Source organism: Streptomyces hyaluromycini, from assembly GCF_002217755.1.
Classification (GTDB): Bacteria; Actinomycetota; Actinomycetes; order Streptomycetales; family Streptomycetaceae; genus Streptomyces; species Streptomyces hyaluromycini.
The window spans coordinates 1,282,197-1,306,293 of record NZ_BCFL01000016.1 but is presented as its reverse complement, the minus strand read 5'-3'; the positions used below and the strand labels follow the sequence as shown (position 1 = coordinate 1,306,293).

General features: G+C 72.5%; 17 protein-coding genes. 12 read left to right on the top strand and 5 right to left on the bottom strand.

Annotation, left to right across the window (positions count from 1 at the left end):
* Window positions 1-76: 76 nt before the first annotated feature.
* Complete coding sequence (locus tag SSP29_RS05950; RefSeq protein WP_089099380.1) at window positions 77-745, bottom strand: MOSC domain-containing protein; 669 nt, start codon at window positions 743-745, stop codon at window positions 77-79.
* Between the two features lie 79 nt (window positions 746-824).
* Here SSP29_RS05950 and SSP29_RS05945 point away from each other — a divergent pair, with 79 nt between their 5' ends.
* Window positions 825-1,724 (top strand): LysR family transcriptional regulator, encoded by a 900-nt coding sequence (locus SSP29_RS05945; protein ID WP_089099379.1) that lies wholly within the window; start codon window positions 825-827, stop codon window positions 1,722-1,724.
* A 99-nt stretch (window positions 1,725-1,823) separates the two neighbouring features.
* Here SSP29_RS05945 and SSP29_RS05940 read toward each other — a convergent pair whose 3' ends face one another.
* Window positions 1,824-2,153 carry a WhiB family transcriptional regulator gene (locus tag SSP29_RS05940; protein ID WP_046733109.1) on the bottom strand — a complete coding sequence of 110 codons (330 nt, stop codon included), beginning with the start codon at window positions 2,151-2,153 and terminating at the stop codon, window positions 1,824-1,826.
* Between the two features lie 381 nt (window positions 2,154-2,534).
* Between SSP29_RS05940 and SSP29_RS05935 the strand changes: the two genes are divergently transcribed.
* The 4 genes from SSP29_RS05935 to SSP29_RS05920 all read left to right on the top strand — a co-directional run bounded on the left by SSP29_RS05935 (window position 2,535) and on the right by SSP29_RS05920 (window position 7,012).
* The gene (locus SSP29_RS05935; RefSeq protein ID WP_003948568.1) at window positions 2,535-3,146 is read left to right on the top strand and encodes a response regulator transcription factor; all 612 of its coding nucleotides are present in this window, start codon (window positions 2,535-2,537) and stop codon (window positions 3,144-3,146) included.
* Between the two features lie 277 nt (window positions 3,147-3,423).
* Window positions 3,424-4,011 carry a sigma-70 family RNA polymerase sigma factor gene (locus SSP29_RS05930; protein WP_089099378.1) on the top strand — a complete coding sequence of 196 codons (588 nt, stop codon included), beginning with the start codon at window positions 3,424-3,426 and terminating at the stop codon, window positions 4,009-4,011.
* A gap of 268 nt (window positions 4,012-4,279) precedes the next feature.
* On the top strand, window positions 4,280-5,782 hold the full coding sequence (gene guaB / locus SSP29_RS05925; protein ID WP_089099377.1) for an IMP dehydrogenase: 1,503 nt from the start codon (window positions 4,280-4,282) through the stop codon (window positions 5,780-5,782).
* Between the two features lie 105 nt (window positions 5,783-5,887).
* A complete protein-coding gene (locus SSP29_RS05920; protein ID WP_089099376.1) occupies window positions 5,888-7,012 on the top strand; it encodes a GuaB3 family IMP dehydrogenase-related protein in 1,125 nt (374 codons plus the stop codon).
* Between the two features lie 96 nt (window positions 7,013-7,108).
* Here SSP29_RS05920 and SSP29_RS05915 read toward each other — a convergent pair whose 3' ends face one another.
* Window positions 7,109-8,317, bottom strand: a complete 1,209-nt coding sequence (locus SSP29_RS05915; protein ID WP_089099375.1) for a nucleotide sugar dehydrogenase — start codon at window positions 8,315-8,317, stop codon at window positions 7,109-7,111.
* Window positions 8,318-8,633: 316 nt separating this feature from the next.
* Here SSP29_RS05915 and SSP29_RS05910 point away from each other — a divergent pair, with 316 nt between their 5' ends.
* Window positions 8,634-10,340: a glycerol-3-phosphate dehydrogenase/oxidase gene (locus tag SSP29_RS05910; RefSeq protein ID WP_089099374.1), complete on the top strand. Its 1,707-nt coding sequence runs from the start codon at window positions 8,634-8,636 to the stop codon at window positions 10,338-10,340.
* A 310-nt stretch (window positions 10,341-10,650) separates the two neighbouring features.
* Here SSP29_RS05910 and SSP29_RS05900 read toward each other — a convergent pair whose 3' ends face one another.
* Window positions 10,651-11,694, bottom strand: coding sequence for a serine hydrolase domain-containing protein (locus SSP29_RS05900; protein WP_089099372.1), 1,044 nt, complete (start codon window positions 11,692-11,694; stop codon window positions 10,651-10,653).
* Window positions 11,695-11,865: 171 nt separating this feature from the next.
* Here SSP29_RS05900 and SSP29_RS05895 point away from each other — a divergent pair, with 171 nt between their 5' ends.
* The 3 genes from SSP29_RS05895 (at window position 11,866) to SSP29_RS05885 (ending at window position 18,788) form a co-directional block, all read left to right on the top strand.
* Entirely contained in the window at window positions 11,866-13,947 is a 2,082-nt protein-coding gene (locus SSP29_RS05895; RefSeq protein WP_174855934.1) for a serine/threonine-protein kinase, read from the top strand.
* A gap of 137 nt (window positions 13,948-14,084) precedes the next feature.
* Window positions 14,085-16,979 (top strand): serine/threonine kinase C-terminal domain-containing protein, encoded by a 2,895-nt coding sequence (locus SSP29_RS05890; RefSeq protein WP_089099824.1) that lies wholly within the window; start codon window positions 14,085-14,087, stop codon window positions 16,977-16,979.
* A gap of 180 nt (window positions 16,980-17,159) precedes the next feature.
* Window positions 17,160-18,788: a serine/threonine-protein kinase gene (locus tag SSP29_RS05885; RefSeq protein ID WP_089099370.1), complete on the top strand. Its 1,629-nt coding sequence runs from the start codon at window positions 17,160-17,162 to the stop codon at window positions 18,786-18,788.
* Window positions 18,789-18,856: 68 nt separating this feature from the next.
* Here the strand turns inward: SSP29_RS05885 and SSP29_RS05880 are convergent, their stop codons facing one another.
* Window positions 18,857-19,270 (bottom strand): hypothetical protein, encoded by a 414-nt coding sequence (locus SSP29_RS05880; RefSeq protein ID WP_145968856.1) that lies wholly within the window; start codon window positions 19,268-19,270, stop codon window positions 18,857-18,859.
* A 214-nt stretch (window positions 19,271-19,484) separates the two neighbouring features.
* Between SSP29_RS05880 and SSP29_RS05875 the strand changes: the two genes are divergently transcribed.
* The 3 genes from SSP29_RS05875 (at window position 19,485) to SSP29_RS05865 (ending at window position 24,066) form a co-directional block, all read left to right on the top strand.
* Complete coding sequence (locus tag SSP29_RS05875; RefSeq protein WP_089099368.1) at window positions 19,485-21,131, top strand: serine/threonine-protein kinase; 1,647 nt, start codon at window positions 19,485-19,487, stop codon at window positions 21,129-21,131.
* A 135-nt stretch (window positions 21,132-21,266) separates the two neighbouring features.
* Entirely contained in the window at window positions 21,267-22,304 is a 1,038-nt protein-coding gene (locus SSP29_RS05870; RefSeq protein WP_089099367.1) for a serine/threonine-protein kinase, read from the top strand.
* Window positions 22,305-22,440: 136 nt separating this feature from the next.
* The gene (locus SSP29_RS05865) at window positions 22,441-24,066 is read left to right on the top strand and encodes a succinic semialdehyde dehydrogenase (protein WP_089099366.1); all 1,626 of its coding nucleotides are present in this window, start codon (window positions 22,441-22,443) and stop codon (window positions 24,064-24,066) included.
* Window positions 24,067-24,097 lie beyond the last annotated feature (31 nt).

Here is a 24,097-nt window from a genome sequence, read left to right as displayed (position 1 = left end):
ACTGACGGCGTCCGCTGTGCGCACCGGCTCTCCCGAAGGGTGAAGCACCGGTGAACGGCCTGCGTGTGACGGCCGGTCAGCCGCCCTGCGCCGCCACGTACTTCCGCGCCTGTGCCAGCGCCTCCGGGTGCAGCGCCGCGCCCGCCGCGAGCAACCGGGGCAGCAGCTCCCGCTCGGTCGTCGTCGCGCGGAACTCCATCGCCGCCGTCACCCCGTGCTCCGGCCGGAGCACGATCTCGATCGGGTCGCCGGCCCTGATCTCACCCGGTTCGATCACCCGGAGGTAGGCACCGCTGGCACCCTTCCGCGTGAACCTCTTCACCCATCCCCGCTCGCCCAGATGGCCCTGAAAAGTACGGCACGGGATGCGCCCGGAGGTGACCTCCAGTACGACCTCTGAGCCGATCCGCCAGCGCTCGCCGATCAGCGCGTCCGACACGTTCAGCCCGTTTGTCGTGAGGTTCTCACCGAAACAGCCGTTCGGCAGGGGGCGGCCGAGCTCCTTCTCCCAGTCGTCGAGGTCCTCGCGCGCGAACGCGTACACCGCCTGGTCGTCGCCGCCGTGATGGCGCAGATCGCACACCTTGTCCCCGGCCAGCCCGCTGCCCGCGACGCCCTTCGGCCCGGGCGCCGCCACCCGCACCGGCCCGTCCACCGGCCGCTTGTCGATACCGGTCACACCGTCGGCCTGGTCCGTGTGCGGAGACGGCGTCGCACGGCCGAGGTTCACCGAGAGAAGCTCCATGCTCCGACGGTACGGGACCGCCCTCAAAGCGTCGACGCGTTATTGGGTGCTCTGCCCAAGCCCGCCTTATGCTCCAGGGGTGATCGAGGCACGTCATCTCCGCGTCCTGCGCGCCGTCGCCACCACCGGTTCCTTCTCGGCGGCGGGGCGCGAACTGGGGTGCACGCAGCCCGCCGTCAGCCAGCAGATGAAGGCCCTGGAGACCTCCGTGGGCACCCCGCTGCTGGTCCGCAACGGCCGCGAGATGCGCCTGACCCAGGCCGGCGAGGCCCTGGTCCGGCATGCCTCCGGGATCCTCGCCGGGCTCACCGCCGCCGAGGAGGAGGTCGCCGCGATCGCCGGGCTGCGGGCCGGCCGGGTGCGCCTGGTCTCCTTCCCGAGCGGCAGCTCCACCCTGGTCCCGACGGCCCTCGCCGCCCTGCGCGCCGCCCACCCCGGCACCCGCGTCTCCCTGGAGGAGGCCGAGCCGCCGGAGTCCGTGGAGCTGCTGCGCGCGGGCGACTGCGACATCGCGCTCGCCTTCCGCTACGAGGGCGCGGCGGGGGCCGGGGAGTGGGACGACCTGGTGGTGCGGCCGCTGCTGAGCGACCGTCTCGTCGGCCTGGTGCCCGAGCGGCACCGGCTCGCCCGCGCGGAGTCCGTGGCCCTCGGCGAACTCGCCGACGAGTCCTGGATCGCGGGCTGCCCGCGCTGCCGGGGACAGCTCGTCCAGGCGTGCGAGAGCGCGGGCTTCACGCCCCGCATCGACTTCGCCACCGACGACTACCCGGCCGTGGTCGGCCTGGTCGGCGCGGGTCTGGGCGTCGCCGTGCTGCCCCGGCTGGCGATCGAGTCGGTACGGCCGAGAGGCGCGCGCACGGTGGTGCTGGAGCCCGCGGTGCGGCGGGAGATCGTCGCTCTCACCCTGCCCGACCTGGCACAGGTGCCGGCCGTGGCGGCGACGCTGGAACAGCTGGGCCGGGCGGCCCGGCGGGCATGACGAAAGGCGCCGGGCGCGCGTGAAGGCGCCGGGCACGCCCGCGTGCCCCGGCGGCTGCGGATCGCCAACGGATTGTCAACAGATTGAAGAAACGTTCTTTCACGTGTCGGAGGCGGAGTCGCCACTGGTTGTCGACGCCGACACCAGCCTGTTGCGCGCCCGCCCCATGAGCTCTTCGCGCTCGTCCTCGGTCAGGCCGCCCCACACGCCGTACGGCTCGCGGACCGCCAGCGCGTGCGCCGCGCACTCCGCGCGGACCGGGCACCTCATGCAGACTTCCTTGGCCGAGTTCTCACGGGCACTCCGAGCCGCCCCGCGCTCGCCCTCGGGATGGAAGAAGAGCGAGCTGTCGACCCCACGGCAGGCAGCCAGGAGCTGCCAGTCCCACAGGTCCGCGTTCGGTCCGGGAAGGCGGGAGAAATCTGCCATTACGTGACCCCTTGTAGCCGTTCTGGGCGGATACGGTGCCAACGACCGTACATCTCCGGTCTAGAGAGATGAAAATATGACTCATTGGCAATCTAGCCCCAGACACTGTGAAACAGGAAGAAAAAGGGCTAAATGGGGCATTGGTTGTGATGAAAAGTTGAGGGTCTGACGTCCATGTCTGCACCGTGTCCGCCCCCTCACGTAGAGTGCCGAAGACGGCATGCAGCCCCGTAACTCTTTCGAGTGACCGTCGTTGAGAGTGCGGTGGCGGTTGAAGCAACAAGCGCTCGGGCAGGCGTCCGAGACGTTCGACCGCACAGGTGACGATTCCGTACCAGCCTGGAGGCTCAAGGTGACGCGCATCAGCTGCGGAGGGCGGTCATGACATCCGTCCTCGTCTGCGACGACTCCCCGCTTGCCCGAGAGGCGCTGCGCCGCGCGGTGGCGACCGTGCCCGGCGTCGAGCGTGTGACGACGGCGGCCAACGGCGAGGAAGTCCTCCGCCGCTGGGGTGCCGACCGATCCGACCTGATCCTGATGGATGTGCGCATGCCCGGACTGGGCGGCGTCGAGACCGTGCGCCGGCTGCTGTCCGCCGACCCCGGCGCGCGCATCATCATGCTCACGGTCGCCGAGGACCTGGACGGCGTGGCCCTGGCCGTCGCCGCCGGCGCCCGCGGTTACCTGCACAAGGACGCCTCGCGCGCCGAACTGCGGGCCACCGTGACCCAGGCCCTCGCCGACCCGACCTGGCGGCTGGCCCCGCGCCGGCTGCGCTCGGCCGAGATGGGCGCCGCGCCCACGCTCACCGCGCGCGAGATCCAGGTTCTGGAGGGCATGAGCCACGGCCGCTCCAACGCCGAGATCGGCCGCGAGCTGTTCCTCTCCGAGGACACCGTGAAGACGCACGCCCGGCGCCTGTTCAAGAAGCTCGGAGCCTCCGACCGCGCCCACGCGGTTGCTCTCGGCTTCCGCTGGGGACTGGTTCGTTAGCAGGGCGGTGAGCTGCGCCGCAGCGGGGAAGCGGACCGACCGGACGCCCCCGCCTACCCCACGGTGGGCGGGGTCCGCAAGGCCGGGTGCCGGAGGCCCGCTGCTCGTTTCGGCGCGGATGCCGCATCCTTGAGGTGTGGAGTCTCTCGGGGACGAGTCGTTCGAGCGGAAGGGGAGGGCGCAGGAGATGAGTTCCGGCGCACCTGCTCATAACGCTTCGGTGCACAACGACGGACGCGATGCCACGCCGCCGACGGCAGCAGGGCACCATGGACCGATGCGCGACGACGAGGCGGTCACTGCCGTAGGGACGATCGGCGCTCTCGTCCATCGCGCCGTAGACGGGGACGAGCAGGCCACGCACGACCTGCTCGCCCATGTCCACCCCCTCGCGCTGCGCTACTGCCGTACCCGGCTGTCCCGCCTCCCGGGCGATGCCCGGCACTTCGTCGAGGACCTCGCCCAGGAAGTCTGCGTGGCGGTCCTGCTGGCCCTGCCCCGCTACCGCGACACCGGCCGCCCCTTCGAGGCCTTCGTCTTCGCGATCGCCTCCCACAAGGTCGCCGACCTGCAGCGCGCCGCGATGCGCCACCCGGGGTCCACGGCCGTCCCCTCGGACGAGATGCCGGAACGCCCCGACGACTCCCTCGGCCCCGAGGAGCGCGCGCTGCTCAGCAGCGACGCCGAATGGGCCAAGAAACTCCTGGCCAACCTCCCGGAGAACCAGCGCGAGCTGCTGCTGCTCCGGATCGCCGTGGGTCTCACGGCCGAGGAGACCGGCCAGATGTTGGGAATGTCACCGGGTGCGGTGCGAGTGGCCCAGCACCGGGCCCTGAGCCGGTTGCGGGCGCTGGCGGAGCAGTAGGCCGAGCCCTCTTCCGCTCCGGCCCGCCGGCCTGCGGCAGCTTCTTCCCAGCCGCCACGGCGCACGGCCACGACGGCGTTTTCCGGCGCTGCCGAACCCGCGCCCGCCCCTGCCACGGCCTCACACCTGCGCCCTAGATGAACAGGTGCACGCCCGTTTCCGTACGAACATACGAAGCCCGGAGCTGAGTCGTACCGTGGAATTTGGGACCCGTGCTTCCCGTTAGCATGGGCATCCGCACCGTTCAAGGCCATTTGGGGAAGGTGTCATGACTGCCAACGTCGACGGAGTGCCCGACAAATTCGCGACACTCGGGCTGACCTACGACGACGTGCTGCTGCTGCCGGGCGCATCCGAAGTGCTCCCCAACGCGGTCGACACCTCGTCCCGCATCTCCCGCAACGTCCGGGTCAACATCCCGCTGCTCTCCGCGGCGATGGACAAGGTGACCGAGTCCCGCATGGCCATCGCGATGGCCCGGCTCGGCGGTGTCGGCGTGCTGCACCGCAACCTCTCCGTCGAGGACCAGGTCAACCAGGTCGACCTCGTCAAGCGGTCCGAGTCCGGCATGGTCACCGACCCGATCACGGTGCACCCGGAGGCGACCCTCGCCGAGGCCGACGCGCTGTGCGCCAAGTTCCGCATCAGCGGCGTGCCCGTCACCGACCCGGCCGGCAAGCTGCTCGGCATCGTCACCAACCGTGACATGGCCTTCGAGTCCGACCGCACCCGTCAGGTGCGCGAGGTCATGACCCCGATGCCGCTGATCACCGCCAAGGTCGGCACCTCCGGCGTCGAGGCCATGGAGCTGCTGCGCAAGCACAAGATCGAGAAGCTTCCGCTGGTCGACGACGAGGGCGTCCTCAAGGGCCTGATCACGGTCAAGGACTTCGTCAAGGCCGAGAAGTACCCGAACGCCGCCAAGGACTCCGAGGGCCGCCTGCTCGTCGGTGCCGCCGTGGGCGCCAGCCCCGAGGCCCTGGAGCGGGCCCAGGCGCTCGCCGAGGCCGGCGTGGACTTCCTGGTCGTCGACACCTCGCACGGCCACAACAGCAACGCCCTCAGCTGGATGGCGAAGATCAAGTCCAGCGTGAACGTCGACGTGATCGGCGGCAACGTCGCCACCCGCGACGGCGCGCAGGCGCTGATCGACGCCGGCGTCGACGGCATCAAGGTCGGTGTGGGCCCCGGCTCGATCTGCACCACCCGCGTGGTCGCCGGTATCGGCGTCCCGCAGGTCACCGCCATCTACGAGGCGTCGCTCGCCGCCCGCCCGGCCGGCATCCCGCTCATCGGCGACGGCGGCCTGCAGTACTCCGGCGACATCGGCAAGGCCCTCGCGGCCGGTGCCGACACCGTGATGCTCGGCAGCCTGCTCGCGGGCTGCGAGGAGTCGCCCGGCGAACTGCTCTTCATCAACGGCAAGCAGTTCAAGTCGTACCGCGGCATGGGCTCGCTCGGCGCCATGCAGTCGCGCGGCCAGGGCCGCTCGTACTCCAAGGACCGCTACTTCCAGGCCGAGGTCTCCTCCGACGACAAGCTCGTCCCCGAGGGCGTCGAGGGCCAGGTGCCCTACCGCGGCCCGCTGGCCAACGTGCTGCACCAGCTGGTCGGCGGTCTGCGCCAGACCATGGGCTACGTGGGCGCGGCCACCATCGACGAGATGGAGTCCAAGGGCCGGTTCGTCCGGATCACCTCCGCGGGCCTCAAGGAGAGCCACCCGCACGACATCCAGATGACGGTCGAGGCGCCGAACTACAGCCGCAAGTAGTCGCCACGGCCTTTCCAGGGCGGTCCCGGGTGCACCGGGGCCGCCCTTGCCGTACCCGTCGGCGATACTGGAAGACGCTGAAACGCAGAGGGAAAGGCCACAGACGTGACTGAGATCGAGATCGGGCGCGGCAAGCGCGGCCGCCGGGCGTACGCCTTCGACGACATCGCCGTCGTCCCCAGCCGCCGTACGCGGGACCCGAAGGAGGTCTCGATCGCCTGGCAGATCGACGCCTACCGCTTCGAGCTGCCGTTCCTGGCCGCACCCATGGACTCGGTCGTCTCCCCGGCCACCGCGATCCGCATCGGCGAGCTCGGCGGCCTCGGCGTGCTGAACCTCGAAGGCCTGTGGACCCGGTACGAGGACCCGCAGCCCCTCCTCGACGAGATCGTCGAGCTGGACGCCGACACCGCCACCCGCCGCCTCCAGGAGATCTACTCCGCCCCCATCAAGGAGGAGCTGATCGGCGCGCGCATCAAGGAGGTGCGCGACTCCGGCGTGGTCACGGCGGCCGCGCTCTCCCCGCAGCGCACCGCGCAGTTCTCCAAGGCGGTCGTGGACGCGGGCGTGGACATCTTCGTCATCCGCGGTACGACGGTCTCCGCGGAGCACGTCTCGTCCTCGCACGAGCCGCTGAACCTGAAGCAGTTCATCTACGAGCTCGACGTCCCGGTGATCGTCGGCGGTTGCGCCACCTACACGGCGGCCCTGCACCTGATGCGCACGGGCGCGGCGGGCGTGCTCGTCGGCTTCGGCGGCGGCGCCGCCCACACCACGCGCAACGTGCTCGGCATCCAGGTCCCCATGGCCACCGCGGTCGCGGACGTGGCCGCCGCCCGCCGCGACTACATGGACGAGTCCGGCGGCCGCTACGTCCACGTGATCGCCGACGGCGGTGTCGGCTGGTCCGGCGACCTCCCCAAGGCGATCGCCTGCGGCGCCGACTCGGTGATGATGGGCTCCCCGCTGGCCCGCGCGACCGACGGTCCCGGCAAGGGCCACCACTGGGGCATGGAGGCCGTCAACGAGGAGCTCCCGCGCGGCAAGAAGGTCGACCTCGGCACGGTCGGCACCATCGAGGAGATCCTCACCGGCCCGTCCCACACCCCCGACGGTTCGATGAACCTCTTCGGCGCCCTGCGCCGGGCCATGGCCACGACCGGCTACAGCGAGCTGAAGGAGTTCCAGCGCGTCGAGGTGACGGTCGCGGACTCGCAGCACAAGCGGTAGCCCGTACGGCGAACGGAGGGCCGGTCACCCGGGGCGGGTGACCGGCCTTTTCGCGCACTGGCGCCGGGCCCTTTCGCACGCGGGCTCCGGGCCCGCTCAGAGCCGGTGCGCCGCCCCCGTCGGGGTCGCCCCGCGCGTGTCCAGCAGCAACTGGGCCTTCACCGAAAGGCCCTGAAGGTCGTACGTACGGTGCTGTTGGACCAGGATCGTCAGGTCGGCGTCGGCGGCCGCCTCGTAGAGGGAGTCCGCGCGCGGGACCGGGCGGTCCAGGACGCTCCAGGACGAGATGTGCGGGTCGTGGTAGCTGACCGAGGCGCCGAGCTCCATGAGGCGGATCGCGAGCTCCTGGGCGGGGCTGTTCTGCTGGTCGGCGAGGTCGGCCTTGTAGGTGACCCCGAGCAGCAGCACGCGCGCGCCGCGCGCCGACTTGCCGTGCTCGTTGAGGAGGGCGGCGGCGCGCTGGACGACGTACCCCGGCATCCGGCTGTTGACCTGCTGGGCCAGTTCCACCATGCGCAGGCCGCGGCTCGCGAGGCCGGACAGGTCCTGGGCGACGCCGTGCCCGCCGATGCCGGGGCCGGGGCGGAAGGCCTGGAAGCCGAACGGCTTGGTCTCCGCGCAGCGGATGACGTCCCACAGGTCGACGCCCAGGTCGTGGCAGAGGACGGCCATCTCGTTGACGAGGGCGATGTTGACGTGACGGAAGTTGGTCTCCAGGAGCTGCACGGTCTCGGCTTCGCGGGGGCCACGCGCGCGTACGACCTTGTCGGTGAGCCGGCTGTAGAACGTGGCGGCCGACTCCGTGCACGCGGGCGTGAAGCCGCCGATGACCTTCGGGGTGTTGGCCGGAGTGAAGTCGCGGTTGCCGGGATCCACCCGGCTGGGCGAATAGGCGAGGTGGAAGTCGCGGCCCGCGCGCAGGCCCGAGCCCTTCTCCAGCAGGGGCCGCAGGAAGTCCTCCGTCGTCCCCGGGTGGACCGGCGACTCCAGGATCACCGTCGTGTGCGGACGCAGCCGCGCGGCCAGGGTGCGCGCGGCGGCCTCCACCTGGCTCAGGTCGAGCCCGCCGTCGGCGCCGCGCGGGGTCGGCGCGCAGATCACCGCGGTCCGCACCCGCCCCAGCTGGGCCGGGTCCTCCACCACCCGGAAGCCTTTCGCGAGCATCCGGCGCAGCTCGGCGGGGCTGAGCGAGCCCGCCTCGGGGCCGGTGGCATAGCCGATCGTGGGCATGCCGGCGGCCACGGCGGCCTGGGCCAGGGGCAGGCCGTAGGGACCGAGTCCGATGACGGCGAGGTCTGCGGGCATGGCGTGGGCCGTCCTTCCCAGTAACCGAAGCGGGACAGGTGCGCAAGCCCTGTGGACAGGATGAGCGAGGCGCACTGTCAGACTAGGAGTAAATATGACCGTTATGCGGGATTGTGTTCATGTGTCTTCCGTGGGTTCGGTGACCGTTGTCCACAGGCTGGGGGTGAGTGGTGGCTGAAGTCGGGCAAGCCGGTCAGAATTTGGGCAGGGGCCACGCCCGCCGGGCGCGGCCGACGTGACCGACGACGACCGGTGACCCGCGGTGAGCGATGGCCGTGGCGAGCGATGGCCGATGGCGGCAGAGCGGGAGGCAGCGGTGAGGACAGCGACACTGGGGCCGGAGCAGCGTGCGGAGTCCCTGGCGGCCATGGCCGAGCGCGAGTTGGACGTGCTGGTGGTGGGCGGCGGAGTGGTCGGCGCGGGCACCGCGCTGGACGCGGCCACCCGGGGCCTGAACACCGGCATCGTGGAGGCCCGCGACTGGGCGTCCGGCACCTCCAGCAGGTCCAGCAAGCTGATCCACGGCGGCCTGCGCTATCTGGAGATGCTCGACTTCGCCCTGGTCCGCGAGGCCCTCAAGGAGCGCGGCCTGCTCCTGGAGCGCCTCGCCCCGCACCTGGTCAAGCCGGTGCCCTTCCTCTACCCGCTCCAGCACCAGGGCTGGGAGCGCCTGTACGCCGGCTCGGGCGTCGCGCTCTACGACGCGATGTCGATGGCCCGCGGCCACGGCCGGGGCCTGCCCGCCCACCGTCACCTGAGCCGCCGCCACGCCCTGCGGGTCGCGCCCGCGCTGCGCAAGGACGCCCTGGTCGGCGCCATCCAGTACTACGACGCCCAGATGGACGACGCCCGCTACACGGCGACCCTGGTGCGCACGGCGGTGTCCTACGGCGCCAAGGCGGCCAACCGCGCGCGGGTGACCGGGTTCCTGCGCGAGGGCGAGCGGGTCGTCGGGGCCCGGGTGCAGGACGTGGAGGGCGGCGGGGAGTACGAGATCCGCGCCCAGCAGGTCGTCAACGCGACCGGGGTGTGGACCGACGACACGCAGGCGATGGTCGGCGAGCGCGGCCAGTTCCACGTCCGTGCCTCCAAGGGCATCCACCTGGTCGTCCCCAGGGACCGCATCCACTCCACGACCGGCCTGATCCTGCGCACCGAGAAGTCGGTCCTGTTCGTCATCCCCTGGGGCCGGCACTGGATCGTCGGCACCACCGACACCGACTGGGACCTGGACAAGGCCCACCCGGCCGCCTCCAGCGCCGACATCGACTACCTCCTCAACCACGTCAACTCGGTGCTCGCGGTCCCGCTGTCGCGCGACGACGTCCAGGGCGTCTACGCCGGACTGCGTCCGCTGCTGGCCGGCGAGTCCGACGCCACCAGCAAGCTCTCGCGCGAGCACACGGTCGCGCATCCGGTGCCGGGGCTCGTGGTCGTCGCGGGCGGCAAGTACACGACGTACCGGGTGATGGCCAAGGACGCCGTCGACGAGGCGGTGCACGGGCTCGACATGCGGGTCGCGGAGTGCGTCACCGAGGACATCCCGCTGCTCGGCGCGGAGGGCTACCGGGCGATGTGGAACGCCCGGGCCCGGATCGCCGCCCGCACCGGCCTGCACGTGGTGCGCGTCGAGCACCTGCTCAACCGGTACGGCTCGATGGCGGACGAGGTGCTCGAACTCATCGCCGCCGACCCGGGCCTGGGCGAGCCGCTCTCGGCCGCCGACGACTACCTGCGCGCCGAGGTCGTGTACGCCGCCTCCCACGAGGGCGCCCGCCACCTCGACGACGTCCTGACCCGCCGCACCCGTATCTCCATCGAGACCTTCGACCGCGGCACCCGCAGCGCCCGCGAGGCCGCCGAGCTGATGGCACCGGTCCTCGGCTGGGACAAGGACCAGATCGAGCGGGAGGTCGAGCACTACGAGAAGCGCGTGGAGGCGGAACGCGAATCCCAGCTCCAGCCGGACGACCTGACGGCGGACGCGGCAAGGCTGGGAGCGCCGGACATCGTGCCGCGGTAGGTGGCGGTCGGGCGGGGGGCTATGGCCGCGGGGCCATGGCCGGGTGCAGTCTGCCGGGTGCCGGGTGCCGGGTGCCGGGTGCCGGGTGCCGGGTGCCGGGTGCCGGGTGCCGCCTGCCGGTGCCGGGCGCCGCAGCACGTGGTTCCCGGTCCTACTTGCCGGTCGGCCGCCGGAAACCCTTCTCCGCCGCAAGGGCGCCGAGTCACGACGCCGGTGTCCGGCGGTGCCGGACCGGCCGCGCCGCTCGGCCCTCGGGCCGCACCCGATCGAGTGACCCGGTGTCGGGATCTTCCTTCGGTCCCCGGCCGTTCTACCCGGTGCGAGGGCAGAACTCGGCGGCGAGCAGTGCGGGTTCGAGGTCAGGGTCCGCGATCGCCGTCGTGTTCACCCGGAACGTGAGGACGTGCCGGCCGCCGATCGAGGCAGCGCTGCGCACATAGCTGCCCGCGATCCGGCCGTTGTGCCCCCACACCGTGGTCCCGCACGGCAGCTTCACAGGAAAGATCCCCAGACCGTACGCGCCCTGTGCGGCACGGGTGTCGAGCATCTCGCGCAGCCGGCGCGGGGGCAGCAGCTCGCCATCCAGCAGCGCCGCGTAGAAGCGGTCCAGGTCGTCGAGCGTGGTCACCAGCTCGCCCGCCGCGCCGGCCACGCGCGGGTCGAGCTCGGTGACGTCGGAGCCGTCGGCCGCGTAGGCGCGGCCGTGCGGGAAGGGCAGGGTGGTGCGGGCGCCCGGGAGGGACGTGCCCGTCAGACGGAGGGGGGTGATGATGCGGCGCCGGACCTCGGTGGCGTACGAGCGGCCGGTGACCTGGCGGATGACCATGCCGAGTACGACGTAGCCGGTGCTGGAGTACGCGTAGCGACCCGGCCGGGTCGAAGGAAGGGAGAGCGAGACGCGTACGGCCTGAAGCGGGGTCAGGGGGACGGCACCCCGGGTGACCGCGGTGAAGTCGGCGAGCCCCGCGGTGTGGCTGAGCAGGGCCCGCAGGGTGATCCTGCGCCCGTCGACGCCGCGTGCGCGCAGCAGCCCCGGCAGGTACCGCTCCACGGGGTCGGACAGGGAGAGCCGGTGTTCCGCGGCCAGTTGCAGGACGACGGTGGCGATGAAGGTCTTCGTGATGCTGCCGGCGCGGAAGCGGTCGGCACGGGCGATGCCCCGGCCGGCGGCCGCATAGCGGACGTCGTCGCCGTCGCGGTCCAGGAGAGCGGCGGCGGGTGCTCCGCCTTTGGTGACGAACTGTGACAGGAGCGGGTCCGTGGCCTCCGTCGAGGATGCCGAACCGGCCGTCAGCGGGGCGAACAGCAGGGCAAGAGAGACCGGTATGGCCACCAGTGTCCGAAGCGACGGCATCCGGGTTCCTCCCTTCTGGCAGCCCATCATCCCGGCCCGCGTGACGCCCTCGTCACCGGGGGTTCCGGTCGGCCGGCCCCGATGCGCGGTCAGGGGGCCCCAGGGCGTTGGGCACTTGTCGGGTGAGGGACAATGAAGGCTCTGTCAGGGCGGGTTGTCATGAGGGGACGCATGTCGGAGGCGGAGCGGGCGGGGACTTCTCGTCAGGAGACTCGTCAGGGCAACAGCGAGCGTCTTCTCGCCGGGCGGTACCGGCTGGGAGGAGTGCTCGGCCGCGGCGGCATGGGCACGGTGTGGCGGGCCGAGGACGAGACCCTCGGCCGGACGGTGGCCGTCAAGGAGCTGCGGTTCCCGTCGAACATCGACGAGGAGGAGAAGCGGCGCCTGATCACGCGCACCCTGCGCGAGGCCAAGGCGATCGCCCGGATCCGCAACAACAGCGCGGTGACGGTCTTCGACGTGGTCGACGAGGACGACCGGCCCTGGATCGTGATGGAGCTGGTCGAGGGCAAGTCGCTGGCCGAGGTCATCCGGGAGGACGGCCTGCTGGACCCGAAGCGGGCGGCCGAGGTCGGGCTGGCGGTCCTGGACGTGCTGCGGTCGGCGCACCGCGAGGGCATCCTGCACCGGGACGTGAAGCCGTCCAACGTGCTGATCTCCGAGGGCGACGGCCGGGTCGTGCTCACCGACTTCGGCATCGCCCAGGTCGAGGGCGACCCGTCCATCACCTCCACCGGCATGCTCGTCGGCGCCCCCTCCTACATCTCCCCGGAGCGGGCCCGCGGTCACAAGCCCGGCCCGGCGGCCGACCTGTGGTCGCTGGGCGGCCTGCTGTACGCGGCGGTCGAGGGCGCACCGCCGTACGACAAGGGGTCGGCGATCGCCACGCTGACGGCCGTGATGACCGAGCAGCTGGAGGAGCCCAAGAACGCGGGACCGCTGAAGGACGTCATCTACGGGCTGCTCAACAAGGACCCGGCCAAGCGGCTGGACGACGCGGGCGCGCGGGCGATGCTCAACGCGGTCATCAACGCGCCGGAGGAGGCGCCCGCGGACGCCACCCGGGTCGTACCGCTGCCTCCGCAGCCCGACGCGCCGCAGGAGGAGAAGGGCGCCGGGACCAAGCGGGGCGAGGAGGCCGGGGAGAAGCTGCGCGGGGCGCTGCGGTCGGTGCGGAAGGCCGCGGGGGCGGCGGGTGCCGCGGCCGCGACCCGGACGAAGAGCGCAGGCGCGGGCGCCGAGGCGGGCGCCGCCGCGGCCCCGGTCGTCACCGGTTCGGCCTCGGAGCCGGTCGGAGGTGCGCGTCCGGCCGCTGCCGGCGGGTCCGGCGCTGCCACCGCCCCGGCGGGGACCAAGCCCACGGCAGGCAAGGCCAGTTCGGGGTGGCCCGTGATGCCGCCGCCGGATCTGGACCTGGCGCCCCGGCCCGTGCCCAAGGCGCCGCTCACCGATGTGGTGCCGAAGCGCACCCTGGTGATCATCGCCGTGGTGGTGGTGCTCGCGGTGCTCGGCACCGTGCTCGCCATCGTGCTGAACGGCGACGACGGGCAGAGCAAGGGGAGCGGCAAGAGCGGCGGTTCCAAGGCGGTGGCGACCTCCGGGGCGAGCGCGAGCGCCGGTTCCGGTTCTGGTTCGAAGTCCGGTTCCGGGAACTCCACCAAGGAGGACACGAGCGGCGGCACGGTGGCGGACGGGGACGCGTCGGCGGCCCAGACCGCCGGGAGCGACGGCTCGGACGAGTCCGGCGACGACGCGTCGGCGTCGAACTCCAGTGGCAGTGGCAGTGGCAGTGGCAGTGGCAGTGGCAGTGGCAGTGGCAGCGCGCCGGTGGTGCTGAAGTACAAGGGCGACCAGGGGTACTCCATCGGGCTGCCCAAGGGCTGGAAGTTCCAGACCAGCAGTTCCGCCGGGGACCGGTTCACCGGGCCCGACGGGCAGAAGCTGCTGATCGCCTGGACGAGCACGCCCAAGGACGACCCGGTGGCGGACTGGAAGAACCAGGAGCGCTACATGGTGCGCTCCCAGTACCAGAAGATCCGCATAGCCGCGGTGAGCTACCGGGGCTGGAACACGGCCGACTGGGAGTTCACTTACGTCGACGGCGGCACCAAGTACCACACGATCGACCGGGGGTTCGTCGTCAGCTCCACGCAGGGGTACGCGCTGATGTACACCGCGAAGGCCGACGACTGGAGCAGCGAGCTGCGCAAGGACACCTGGAAGACGCTGACGGCGTCCTTCGACCCGAAGTGACAAATTCGCATCCCCACAATGCGAATTGCCTCCGGCACGTATCGTGAGTGGTTGCGGACCGTACGCATCCAGGTATGCATACAGAACGGGCCGCGAAACGAACGGATTTGACCAACCGGGCGGCCGGGGGAGGCAACGTGGACGACTACGCGGGTCGGGTACTCGCCGACCGCTACCGCCTGCCGCTGCCCCCCTCCGACGAGTACGAACACACCGAGACGCGGGCCTTCGACACCTACAGCGGGCAGGAGGTGTTCGTCCGGCAGGTGCCGTTGCCGGAGGTCGTCGAGGCGGAGGTGCTGGACGCCGAGGGGTTGCCGGAGGGGTTCACGGCGCGTGACCGCGGCGCCCGCCGGCCGCCGACGGCACGGACCGCGACACGCCGGCCCAGCGACCCGGTGGTGCGGCGCGCCGTGGAGGCCGCGCAGGCCGCCGCCCGGATCCCCGACCATCCCCGGCTCGACCAGGTCTTCGACGTGTTCGCCGAGGGCGGTTCGCTGTGGATCGTCAGCGAGTCGGTCGCCGCGCGGTCGCTGGCGGCGGTCCTCGCCGAGCAGCCGCTGAGCCCGTACCGGGCGGCCGAGGTCGCCTCCGACGTGCTGATGGCGCTCCGGGTCCTGCACGCCCACGGCTGGGTGCACCGCAACATCACCGCCCGCACGGTCCTCGTCTGCGACGACGGCCGGGTGATGCTGACCGGCCTCGCGGTCGGGGCGGCGGAGGAGGCGCTGTGCGGGTACGACCCGGTGCCGCCGCAGGAGGGCGAGGGCGGCGAGGGTGGCGGGAGCGGCGTGGCGGCCGCCGCCGGTGGTCGGCGGGTCGGGGAGGCGGAAGGTTCCGCCACGCCCGGCAACCGGACCGACAACCGGGCCGGTAACCCGCTCGGCAACCCGCCCGGCACCCCGGCCGGTTCGCCCGGTTCGGGTGTTTCGGGCGGTTCGGCCGGCTCGGGTGCTGTCGCCGTCGGGGGCATCGGGAGCGTCGGTGGTACGGCCGGTGGTACGGGCGGCGCGCAGCGGGCGCCCGGCGCGCCGGAGGCCGATCCCGAGGCCGCTCGGCGTGCGGCGATTCAGGCGCGGGTGGCCGGCGGGCTGCCGGGGGCCGGTCCGGACGAGGGACCGGGCGGTTCCGGTCCGGCCGGTTCTGCTCCGGGCGGTGCCGGTACGGGTGCGGTGGAGCGGCGGGCGCTGGAGACCGGTGCGGACATCCGGGCCGCCAGGGCCGGGGCGATCGCCGCGTACCGGGCTGGCGCCAGGGCCGCCGCCCGGGTCCAGGAGGCCCAGCAGAACGGGCGGGCCGCGCTGCCCGGTGCCCGGCCGTCGGCCGAGGGCGAGACCGCGGCGCCCGCACCGCAGCCGCCGTACGGCCCCGGGGGCCCGGGGCATGCCAACGGGGCGGCCCAGCAGCCGTATGCCAACGGCGTGGCGCAACCGTCGTACGCGAACGGGCAGGCGCAGGCCCCGGGCGGGGAGCAGCAGGGAGCCGGGGTGCCGCCCGGCCGGATAGCCGACCCGTACGGGGTGGGCGGCGCGCCGTCGCCCTGGCACGGCGCCGCTCCCCGCCCCGGCACGCCCCCGGTGGCGGCCCCCGGCCAGGAACGCACCGTGCTCCCGGCCGCCGGACCCGGTGCGGGCACGCCCCTGGCCGGTACCGGCGCGACCGCCCCGCGGACCGGCGCCGAACTCCAGGGCGTCCAAGGACAGCCGCACGTCGTCGTGCCCGCGCAGGGCACCGGTCCCGCCGCCCGCTGGGGCGAGCCCGCCGCCGTCGTACCCGGGCGGCGGGGGCCCGCCACCGCGCTGGCCGCCGAACGGGCGCGGCAGGTGCGGATGACCGTGGTGGGGCCGGTGACCGAGCGCTGGGCGCCGGAGCAGGCCGTTCCCGTGCACGAGAACTGGCAGCTGGCGGCACCCATCGGCCCGGCCACCGACCTGTGGGCGCTGGGCGCGCTGCTGTTCCGGGCGGTGCAGGGGCACGCGCCGTATCCGGAGGAGTCGACGGCCGAGCTGGTGCAGCTGGTGTGCTCGGAGCCGCCCGCCTTCGCGGAGGAGTGCGGGTCGCTCCGGCCGGTCGTGGAGTCGTTGCTGCGTCAGGACCCCATCGAGCGGCTGGACTTCGAGGAGCTGCGCGGCTGGCTGCGCTCGCTGGTGCGGTCCGCGCCCGAGCCGGACGCCGGTACTTATGTCGTCGCCGCCCCGCCTGCCGACCCCAAACGGCTGCCGATCATCCGGCGCCGCGGTGAGCTGGTGCGCAGGCGCCGGGCCGGGCTGCCGGCGACGCACGGCCGGCACAAGCGGGCCCGGCAGGAGGCCAAGTCCCCGCGCAGACTGGGCCGTACGCTGCTTCTGCTGGTCCTGCTCCTGCTGGCCGCGGCGGTCGCGTACGCCATGCTGTTCCTGCCGAAGAAGGGCAGCGCGGACGACGGCGCGGCGTCCGGCGACCGGACGGGCGCGGCCGGCGAGGCGAGCCCCGCACCGGGCCGGAGTGCGAAGCCCACGCCGACACCGACGCCGACGCCCACCTCGACTCCGTCCACCGAGACCCAGACCACCGCCGGTTCGGCCGGAGGCGCCGACGCCGCCGACGGGTTCACCCTGCGCGACGACCCGAACGGCTTCCGGATCGCCGTCGCCAAGGGCTGGAGCCGCACCCCGAGGAACGGCAGCGGCCAGGTGATCTACTCGCACGGGAAGTTCGAGCTGATCGTCGTGGCCGGACGGGACAGCGCGGCGAGCTACGGCAGCGACCCGATGGCGTACCAGCGGGACAAGGAACCGGAGTTGCAGCCGTACCGGGACTCCAGCTGGGCCACGGCGGGCGGGCTGCGGACCATCACGGTGGGCCAGCAGGTGTCGGCGGAGGGGCAGTTCACCTGGACGGACAGCCAGGAGGGCGACCTGTTCGTGCGCAACATGGTCTTCCTGATCAACGGGAGGTACCACATCGTGCAGGTGCGCGGTCCGGAGGCGGACCGGGACGAGGTCACCACGCTGTACGAGCAGGCGTCGTCGACGTACAAGTACACGGGCTGAGCGGCGGTAACGCGTTCAGGGACGGTTGGTTCCATTTCAGGCGCGGGGATCGCGTTCACATCCGGTGCCGAAAGCGAAAACCGTCACAGTGCTGTCTCCGTGGGACCCCACCCGTTCCATGACCGCAGGCCGGTCCTTAGTCTGGCCCTGACAAGAGCATTGCGGGGCAACGTGAATCAGATGCAGGGCCTGCTCATCGCGGGCCGCTACCGGCTGGCCGACATCATCGGCAGCGGCGGCATGGGCCGGGTGTGGCGCGCCCACGACGAGGTGCTGCACCGGGCGGTCGCCATCAAGGAGTTGACGGCCGCGCTCTACGTTTCCGAGAGCGACCAGCCCATCCTGCTGGCCCGCACCCGGGCCGAGGCCCGGGCCGCGGCGCGCATCAACCACTCCGCCGTCGTCACCGTCCACGACGTACTCGAACACGACGGCCGCCCGTGGATCGTCATGGAGCTGGTCGAGGGCTACTCGCTGGCAGACGCGGTCAAGGAGCAGGGGCGCATCGAGCCGCGGGAGGCCGCGCGGATCGGGCTGTGGGTGCTGCGCGCGCTGCGCGCCGCGCACAGCGCCGGAGTGCTGCACCGGGACGTCAAGCCGGGCAACGTGCTGCTCGGCCGTGACGGCCGGGTCCTGCTCACCGACTTCGGCATCGCGCAGATCGAGGGCGACACGACCATCACCCGTACCGGCGAGGTCGTGGGATCCGTCGACTATCTCGCGCCGGAGCGCGTGCGCGGGCACGATCCGGGTCCCTCCTCCGACCTGTGGGCGCTGGGCGCCACGCTGTACACGGCGGTGGAGGGGCGCTCGCCGTTCCGCCGCACCTCGCCGCTGACCACCATGCAGGCGGTCGTCGAGGACGAGGCCGCCGAGCCGTTCAGCGCGGGCCCGCTGGAACCGGTCATCACCGGGCTGCTGCGCAAGGAACCGGCCGAGCGGCCCGGCCCCGAGGAACTGGAGCAGATGCTCGCCGAGGCGGCGGAGGGACGACGGCCGAGCGGGGCGCAGGCGTATGTGCCGACGGGGCGGTCGGGGTACGACATCACGGGGATGGGGACCGGTACCGGTACCCGGGTGCAGTCGGCCGCCGGCACGCCGTATCCGCCGGTGACGGTCGGGCCCGTGCCCGTGCCCGCGCCCGCGAAGCGGTTCCGCCTGCGTACGTTCGCCCTGGTCGTCGCCCTCGCGGCGGTCGGCGGCGGGGGCGTCGCGGTCGCGCTGCAGCAGTTCGGCACGGACAGCCCCGGCGGCTCCGTCTCCGCCTCGTCGACTCCGGGTGCCAGTGCCGGCGCCAGTGCTTCGCCGAGCGACGGGGGCGGTCAGGGGGCGGTTCCCGCCGGCTGGGAGCGGCGCAAGGACCCGGTGGGCTTCAGTATCTCCTTGCCCAAGGGGTGGAAGCGGTCTGTCTCCATCGACCAGGACGGCCTCCAGCAGGTCGACTACTCGCCCGACAAGGGCAAGCACCTCGTACGGGTCGCCGTCGACACCGCGCCGGACTTCAGCACCTCGTACGAGCACATGAAGGACCTGGACCAACGGGTCTCGGACCGGCTGCTCGACTACAAGAAGCTGAGCCTCAAGCAGGAGCTCTTCCGGGACCAGCCGGGCGTCCGCTGGGAGTACACCTGGAACGCGCTGGCCAAGGACGCGCCCCACTACTTCCCGGGGCCCTACCACGCGATCGACGTCGGGTACATGAACAGCGCCGGCACCGAGTACGCCATCTACGCGGCCTCGCCGGCCGACGACTGGGACACCACCAGCAAGCAGTTCGAGGTGATCCTGCGGGGCTTCCAGGAGGGCTGACCCGAGTGGAACAGCGCGCCGCCGTCCTTCCCGGGGCGGCGGCGCGCTCGGCCGCCCTCCGCGAAGGCTCAGGCGTAGTCGGTGCAGGAACGGACTATCGTGCTTCCTTCTATGACCGCCACCTGCGCGCCGATGTAGTCGAGCGAATCACCCGAGGGCGCCGCGTAAGTGGTGAAGCTGCTTTTCTGGTCGTTCCCGTCGTATTCGGAATGCCAGCCCCACTCCGTGACGTATCCAGTGCTGTCGTCTATGGAAACGAGGCGAATGGCCACATGGTGGCCATCGGCGGCGGTGTCCTTGATCCAACCGCTGATGTCCACGTAGTGGGCTGACCAGTTGGTGAACGTGAGACTCCCCGTGGCGCCCGTCACCGAGCACGCGGCTCCGCCGCTCGCCGCGCTGGCATTGGTGACCGTGCCCGCGGCGAATATCGCCACCGCCGCGACACCCGTTACGGAAAGGCGCTTCAATGTGTTTCCCATAAAGGAAAGATAAGGCTTCCATGATTCACTTGACAGCATGATTCCAGTCGTCCGATTCACCTTTTATGGGGCGTATGATCTTGCTGTTTGCCATGCTTTGCGTCCGTTTTGAAACCGGTCATGGCTGAAAACAATCGCCCCTGAAGTCGGGTGGCGGCGCACTTGGCCGGTCACCGCGCCGGAAGGGGTCCGTCCGGTGCGGCATCATGGGGCCATGGGGACCGACGGGGACGCCGTCCGTCTGATCGCGGGGCGTTATCGCCTGGGAACGCGGCTCGGGCGGGGTGGGATGGGTGTCGTATGGCGGGCGACCGACCAGTTACTGGGACGGCAGGTCGCCGTCAAGGAGCTCACCGTCGACGACTCCCGTTCGGACGACGACGCCCGGCTGCGCCGCGAACGCACCCTGCGTGAGGCGCAGGCCGTCGCCCAGTTGCACCACCCGCACATCATCGTCGTGCACGACGTGGTCGAGGACGGCGGACGGCCTTACATCGTCATGGAGTTGATCGACGGCGGTTCGCTCGCCGACCGGATCTCGCGGAGCGGGCCGGTGGACGTCGGTGAGGCCGCGCGGATCGGGATCGCCCTGCTGAGCGCGGTCCGGGCGGCGCACGGGGCGGGGGTGCTGCACCGGGACATCAAACCGGCGAACGTGCTCGTCGAGGCGGCCACCGGGCGTGTCGTGCTCACCGACTTCGGCATCGCCCAGGTCGCGGGCGCCACCACGCTCACCGAGACCGGTTCGTTCGTCGGCTCGCCCGAGTACACCGCGCCAGAGCGGATGTCCGGCTCGCGGTCCGGCCCGGCGGCCGACCTGTGGTCGCTGGGCGCGCTGCTGTGCGCGGCGCTCAGCGGCGAGTCGCCGTTCCGGCGCGACTCGCTCGGCGGGATCCTGCACGCCGTGGTCTCCGACGAGATCCGGCCACCTGCCCAGGCCGAGCCGCTGCTGCCGGTCGTACGGGGGCTGCTGGAGCGGGATCCCGAGCGGCGGCTGGGCGCGGCGGAGGCCGAGCGGATGCTGCGCGGGTTCCTGGAGACGGGGACCGTGGCGGACGCCGGTACGACGCAGGGCGCGGGCGCGGCGTCGTACACGCCGACCCAGCGGGACGTTCCGTTGCCGTCGGCTCCGGCCCCGGAACCGGCCGGGCCGCCCCGGCCCACCTCCACGCGCGGGGTGCTGGTCGCCGCGCTGCTCGTCGCCGCGATGACCGGGGCGGGCGTGTCGGCGGCCACGCTGCTGTTCAACGGCGGCGGGGGCGGCACCACCCCGGGCCCCGGGGGTACGACGGCCGTCTCCGCCTCGCACCCGGCGACCGCCTCGCCCACCGGGCTCCCCGCGACCGCCCTGCCCTCCGCCACCCTCACCCCCTCCTCGACCGCCCTGCCGCCCCCCACCGCCCACTCCAGCACCGCGCCCTCCGGCTACCGCCTCGCGCGGGACCCGGCCGGTTTCGCCCTCGCCGTACCGGAGGGCTTCACCCGCGACCCGCAGGGCGAGCGCGTCTTCTACATGTCGCCGGGGCAGACCTTCCGGCTCGGCATCAAGGTCTCCGAGCCGCAGACGGGCGGACCGGGCGGGGTGATGCGGCGGGCGGCGGCCGACGGGCCGAGCACCAACCCCGGGTACCACGACGGCCGGGTCACGGACACCACCCACTCCGGACACCCCGCCGCGTTCTGGGAGTTCACCTGGAAGGGCTTCAGCGCGACGGAGGGACCGCGGCACACCTACGACATCTGCTGGGAGGAGAGCGGGCAGATGTACGACGTGTGGGTGTCGGCGCCGGTCGGGAAGGTGCGGGAGGCGCGGGAGTACTTCGATGTCGCGGTGGACACGTTCACGGCCAACTCGGCCTGACACGCACCGACATGGGACGGCCGTGGGGCAGCCGTGGGGCAGCCGTGGGCACTTCCACAGGAAGGGGCCCGCGGCCGGCGGACCTCTGACCGCGCCGCTTCGACAAGGGCATGGTGCGCAAGGTACTCATGTGACATGAGTGAAGACGGCGAACAGCCGGTCGAGGGGCGTCTGATCGGCGGGCGCTATCGGCTCGCCGAGCGCATCGGCTCCGGGCCCACCAGCACGGTGTGGCGCGCCCGTGACGAGCAGGTCGCGCGGGACGGTCAGGGCGTGCGCGGCGGTCAGGGCGCGCTGGACGGCCGGGACTCGCTGGACGGCCGGGACCCGGCGGATCGTCCGGGCTCGGCGGACCGCCCTGACGCTCGGTACGTCGCCGTCAAGGAGCTGCGTCTGACCGGTGAGCCTGCGGACGAGGAGCGGCAACGGGCCGCGCACCGGCTGCTGCACGAGGCCCGCGCCGCCGCCCGCGTCGACCATCCGGCCGCCGTCGCCATCCACGACGTACTCCTGGACGGCGAACGCCCCTGGATCGTCATGGAGCTGGTGACGGGGGAGTCGCTGCAGGCCGCCCTCGCCGCCCGCGGCCCGTTGCCGTCCGCCGAGGCCGCCCGGATCGGGCTGGCCGTCCTCGGTGCCCTGCACGCCGCCCACTGCGTCGGCATCGTCCACCGCGACCTCAGGCCCTCCAACGTCCTCCTCGAAGCCGGCGGCGAGCGCGTCGTCGTCACCGACTTCGGCATCGGCGCGGCGCAGCAGGAGCCGTGCGGCGGCGACTTCGTGGCTCCGGAGTGCGGTGCGGGGCGCGGCGCCGGGCCCGCCTCCGACCTGTGGTCCCTGGGTGCCCTGCTCCGTGCGGTCACGGAGAGCACCGAGGGGCCCCTCGGCCCGCTGCTGCAGCGACTGCGCGCCCCCGAACCGGACGCCCGGCCGGCGGCCGCCGACGTCGCCGAGGCGCTGGCCGGGGCCGCCGGCGTGAGCCTGCCGGAGTGGGCGACCGCGCCCCCGGCCCCCGTCCCGTCCGCGCCCGTCCCGTCCGCGCCCGTCCCGTCCGCTCCCGCCTCGGCCATCCCCGCCGCCGCTGTCCCGCCCCCGACGGCCCCCGAACCCCGCCGCCTCACCCCGCTCGCCGCCCTCGGCCTGCTCCTCGCCAAAAAACCGGAACGCGGCTGACCGGCGCTGATCGTCCCCGTCCAACCTCCTGATCAGCACATTCTCTGCCAGTGATCACTGGCGGTGTGTGTGCGGTCCGTGAAACCGAGTTACCCACGGGTACCCAAAGGCCCCGCTCCCGAATACCCTGCGGCTCATGACGGACTCGCAGGCCCCGGCCCACGCACCGGCCCCCACCGGCACGAACCCGCTCGCCCCCGCCCCCGCAGGGGCTCGAACCGCTGCCGACGTGGTCACGCCCGAGGTGGTCGCCCAGCTCACCAAGGGCGTCGCCGGCTCCGGACGTACGGCCAACCACACGCCCTTCACCGGCGAGAAGCTGGCCGACCTGCCCGAGTCCACCCCCGAGGACGTGGCCAAGGCCTTCGACGCGGCCCGCGCCGCGCAGGCCGTGTGGGCGAAGGTGCCGGTACGGCAGCGCGCCGCCGTCCTGCTCCGCTTCCACGACCTGATCCTGGCCCGCCAGGCCGAGGTCCTCGACCTCATCCAGCTGGAGACCGGCAAGGCCCGCCTGCACGCCCACGAAGAGGTGCAGGCCGTCGCGGTCGCCGCCCGGCACTACGGCCGCAAGGCCCCCGCCTACCTCCGCCCCAAGCGGCACGCGGGCGCCATGCCCACCCTCACCCGCGTGACCGAACTGCGTCACCCGCGGGGCGTGGTCGGCCAGATAGCCCCCTGGAACTACCCCCTCGAACTCTCCGTCGGCGACGCGCTCCCCGCCTTCGCCGCGGGCAACGCGGTCGTCATGAAGCCGGACACCGAGACCTGCCTGACCGCCCTGTGGGCCCGCGATCTCCTCATCGAGGCGGGGCTGCCCGCCGACGTCTTCCAGGTCGTCCTCGGCGAGGGCCCGGTCGTCGGCCCCGAGGTCGTCCGGCACGCCGACTACGTCTCCTTCACCGGCTCCACCCGTACCGGGCGCGAGGTCGCGCAGGGCGCGGCGGCCCGCCTGGTCGGCGTCTCCCTCGAACTCGGCGGCAAGAACGCCATGCTGGTCCTGGACGACGCCGACATCGAGAAGGCGGCCGCCGGCGCGGTCCGCGCCTGCTTCTCCTCCGCCGGACAGCTCTGCATCTCCATCGAGCGGTTGTACGTCCACGAGTCGATCGCCGACGCCTTCGTCGAGCGGTTCGCCGCCCGCACCAAGGCCATGCGCCTCGGCAGGTCCCTCGCCTACGGCGCCGACATGGGGTCCCTGGTCGGGGAACGGCAGCTGGAGACCGTCACCCGGCATGTCGACGAGGCCGTGGAGAAGGGCGCGACCGTCGTCGCCGGCGGTACCGCCCGCCCGGACATCGGCCCCTACTTCTACGAGCCCACCATCCTCGACGGTGTCGAGGACGCGATGGCCGTCTGCACGGAGGAGACCTTCGGCCCGGTCGTCTCGATCTACCGTTTCAAGACGGAGGACGAGGCCGTCGAGCACGCCAACGGCACGCCGTACGGCCTCAATTCCTCGGTCTGGACGAAGAACGGCAGCCGCGGCCGCGCCGTCGCCGCCCGCCTGCGCACCGGCACCGTGAACGTCAACGAGGGCTACGCCCCCGCCTACGGCAGCGTCCAGTCCCCGATGGGCGGCATGAAGGACTCGGGCCTGGGCCGCCGACACGGCTCGGAGGGCATCCTCAAGTACACGGAGGCGCAGACCGTGGCACAGCAGAGGCTCCTTCCCATGGCCCCCTCACTGGGCATGGACGACGAGAAGTACGCGGCCTTCATGAGCACCAGCCTCCGGGTGATGAAGGCACTGAGGCTGCGATAGCCGACCCGTCTTTTTCGGGGGCGCGGGGAAC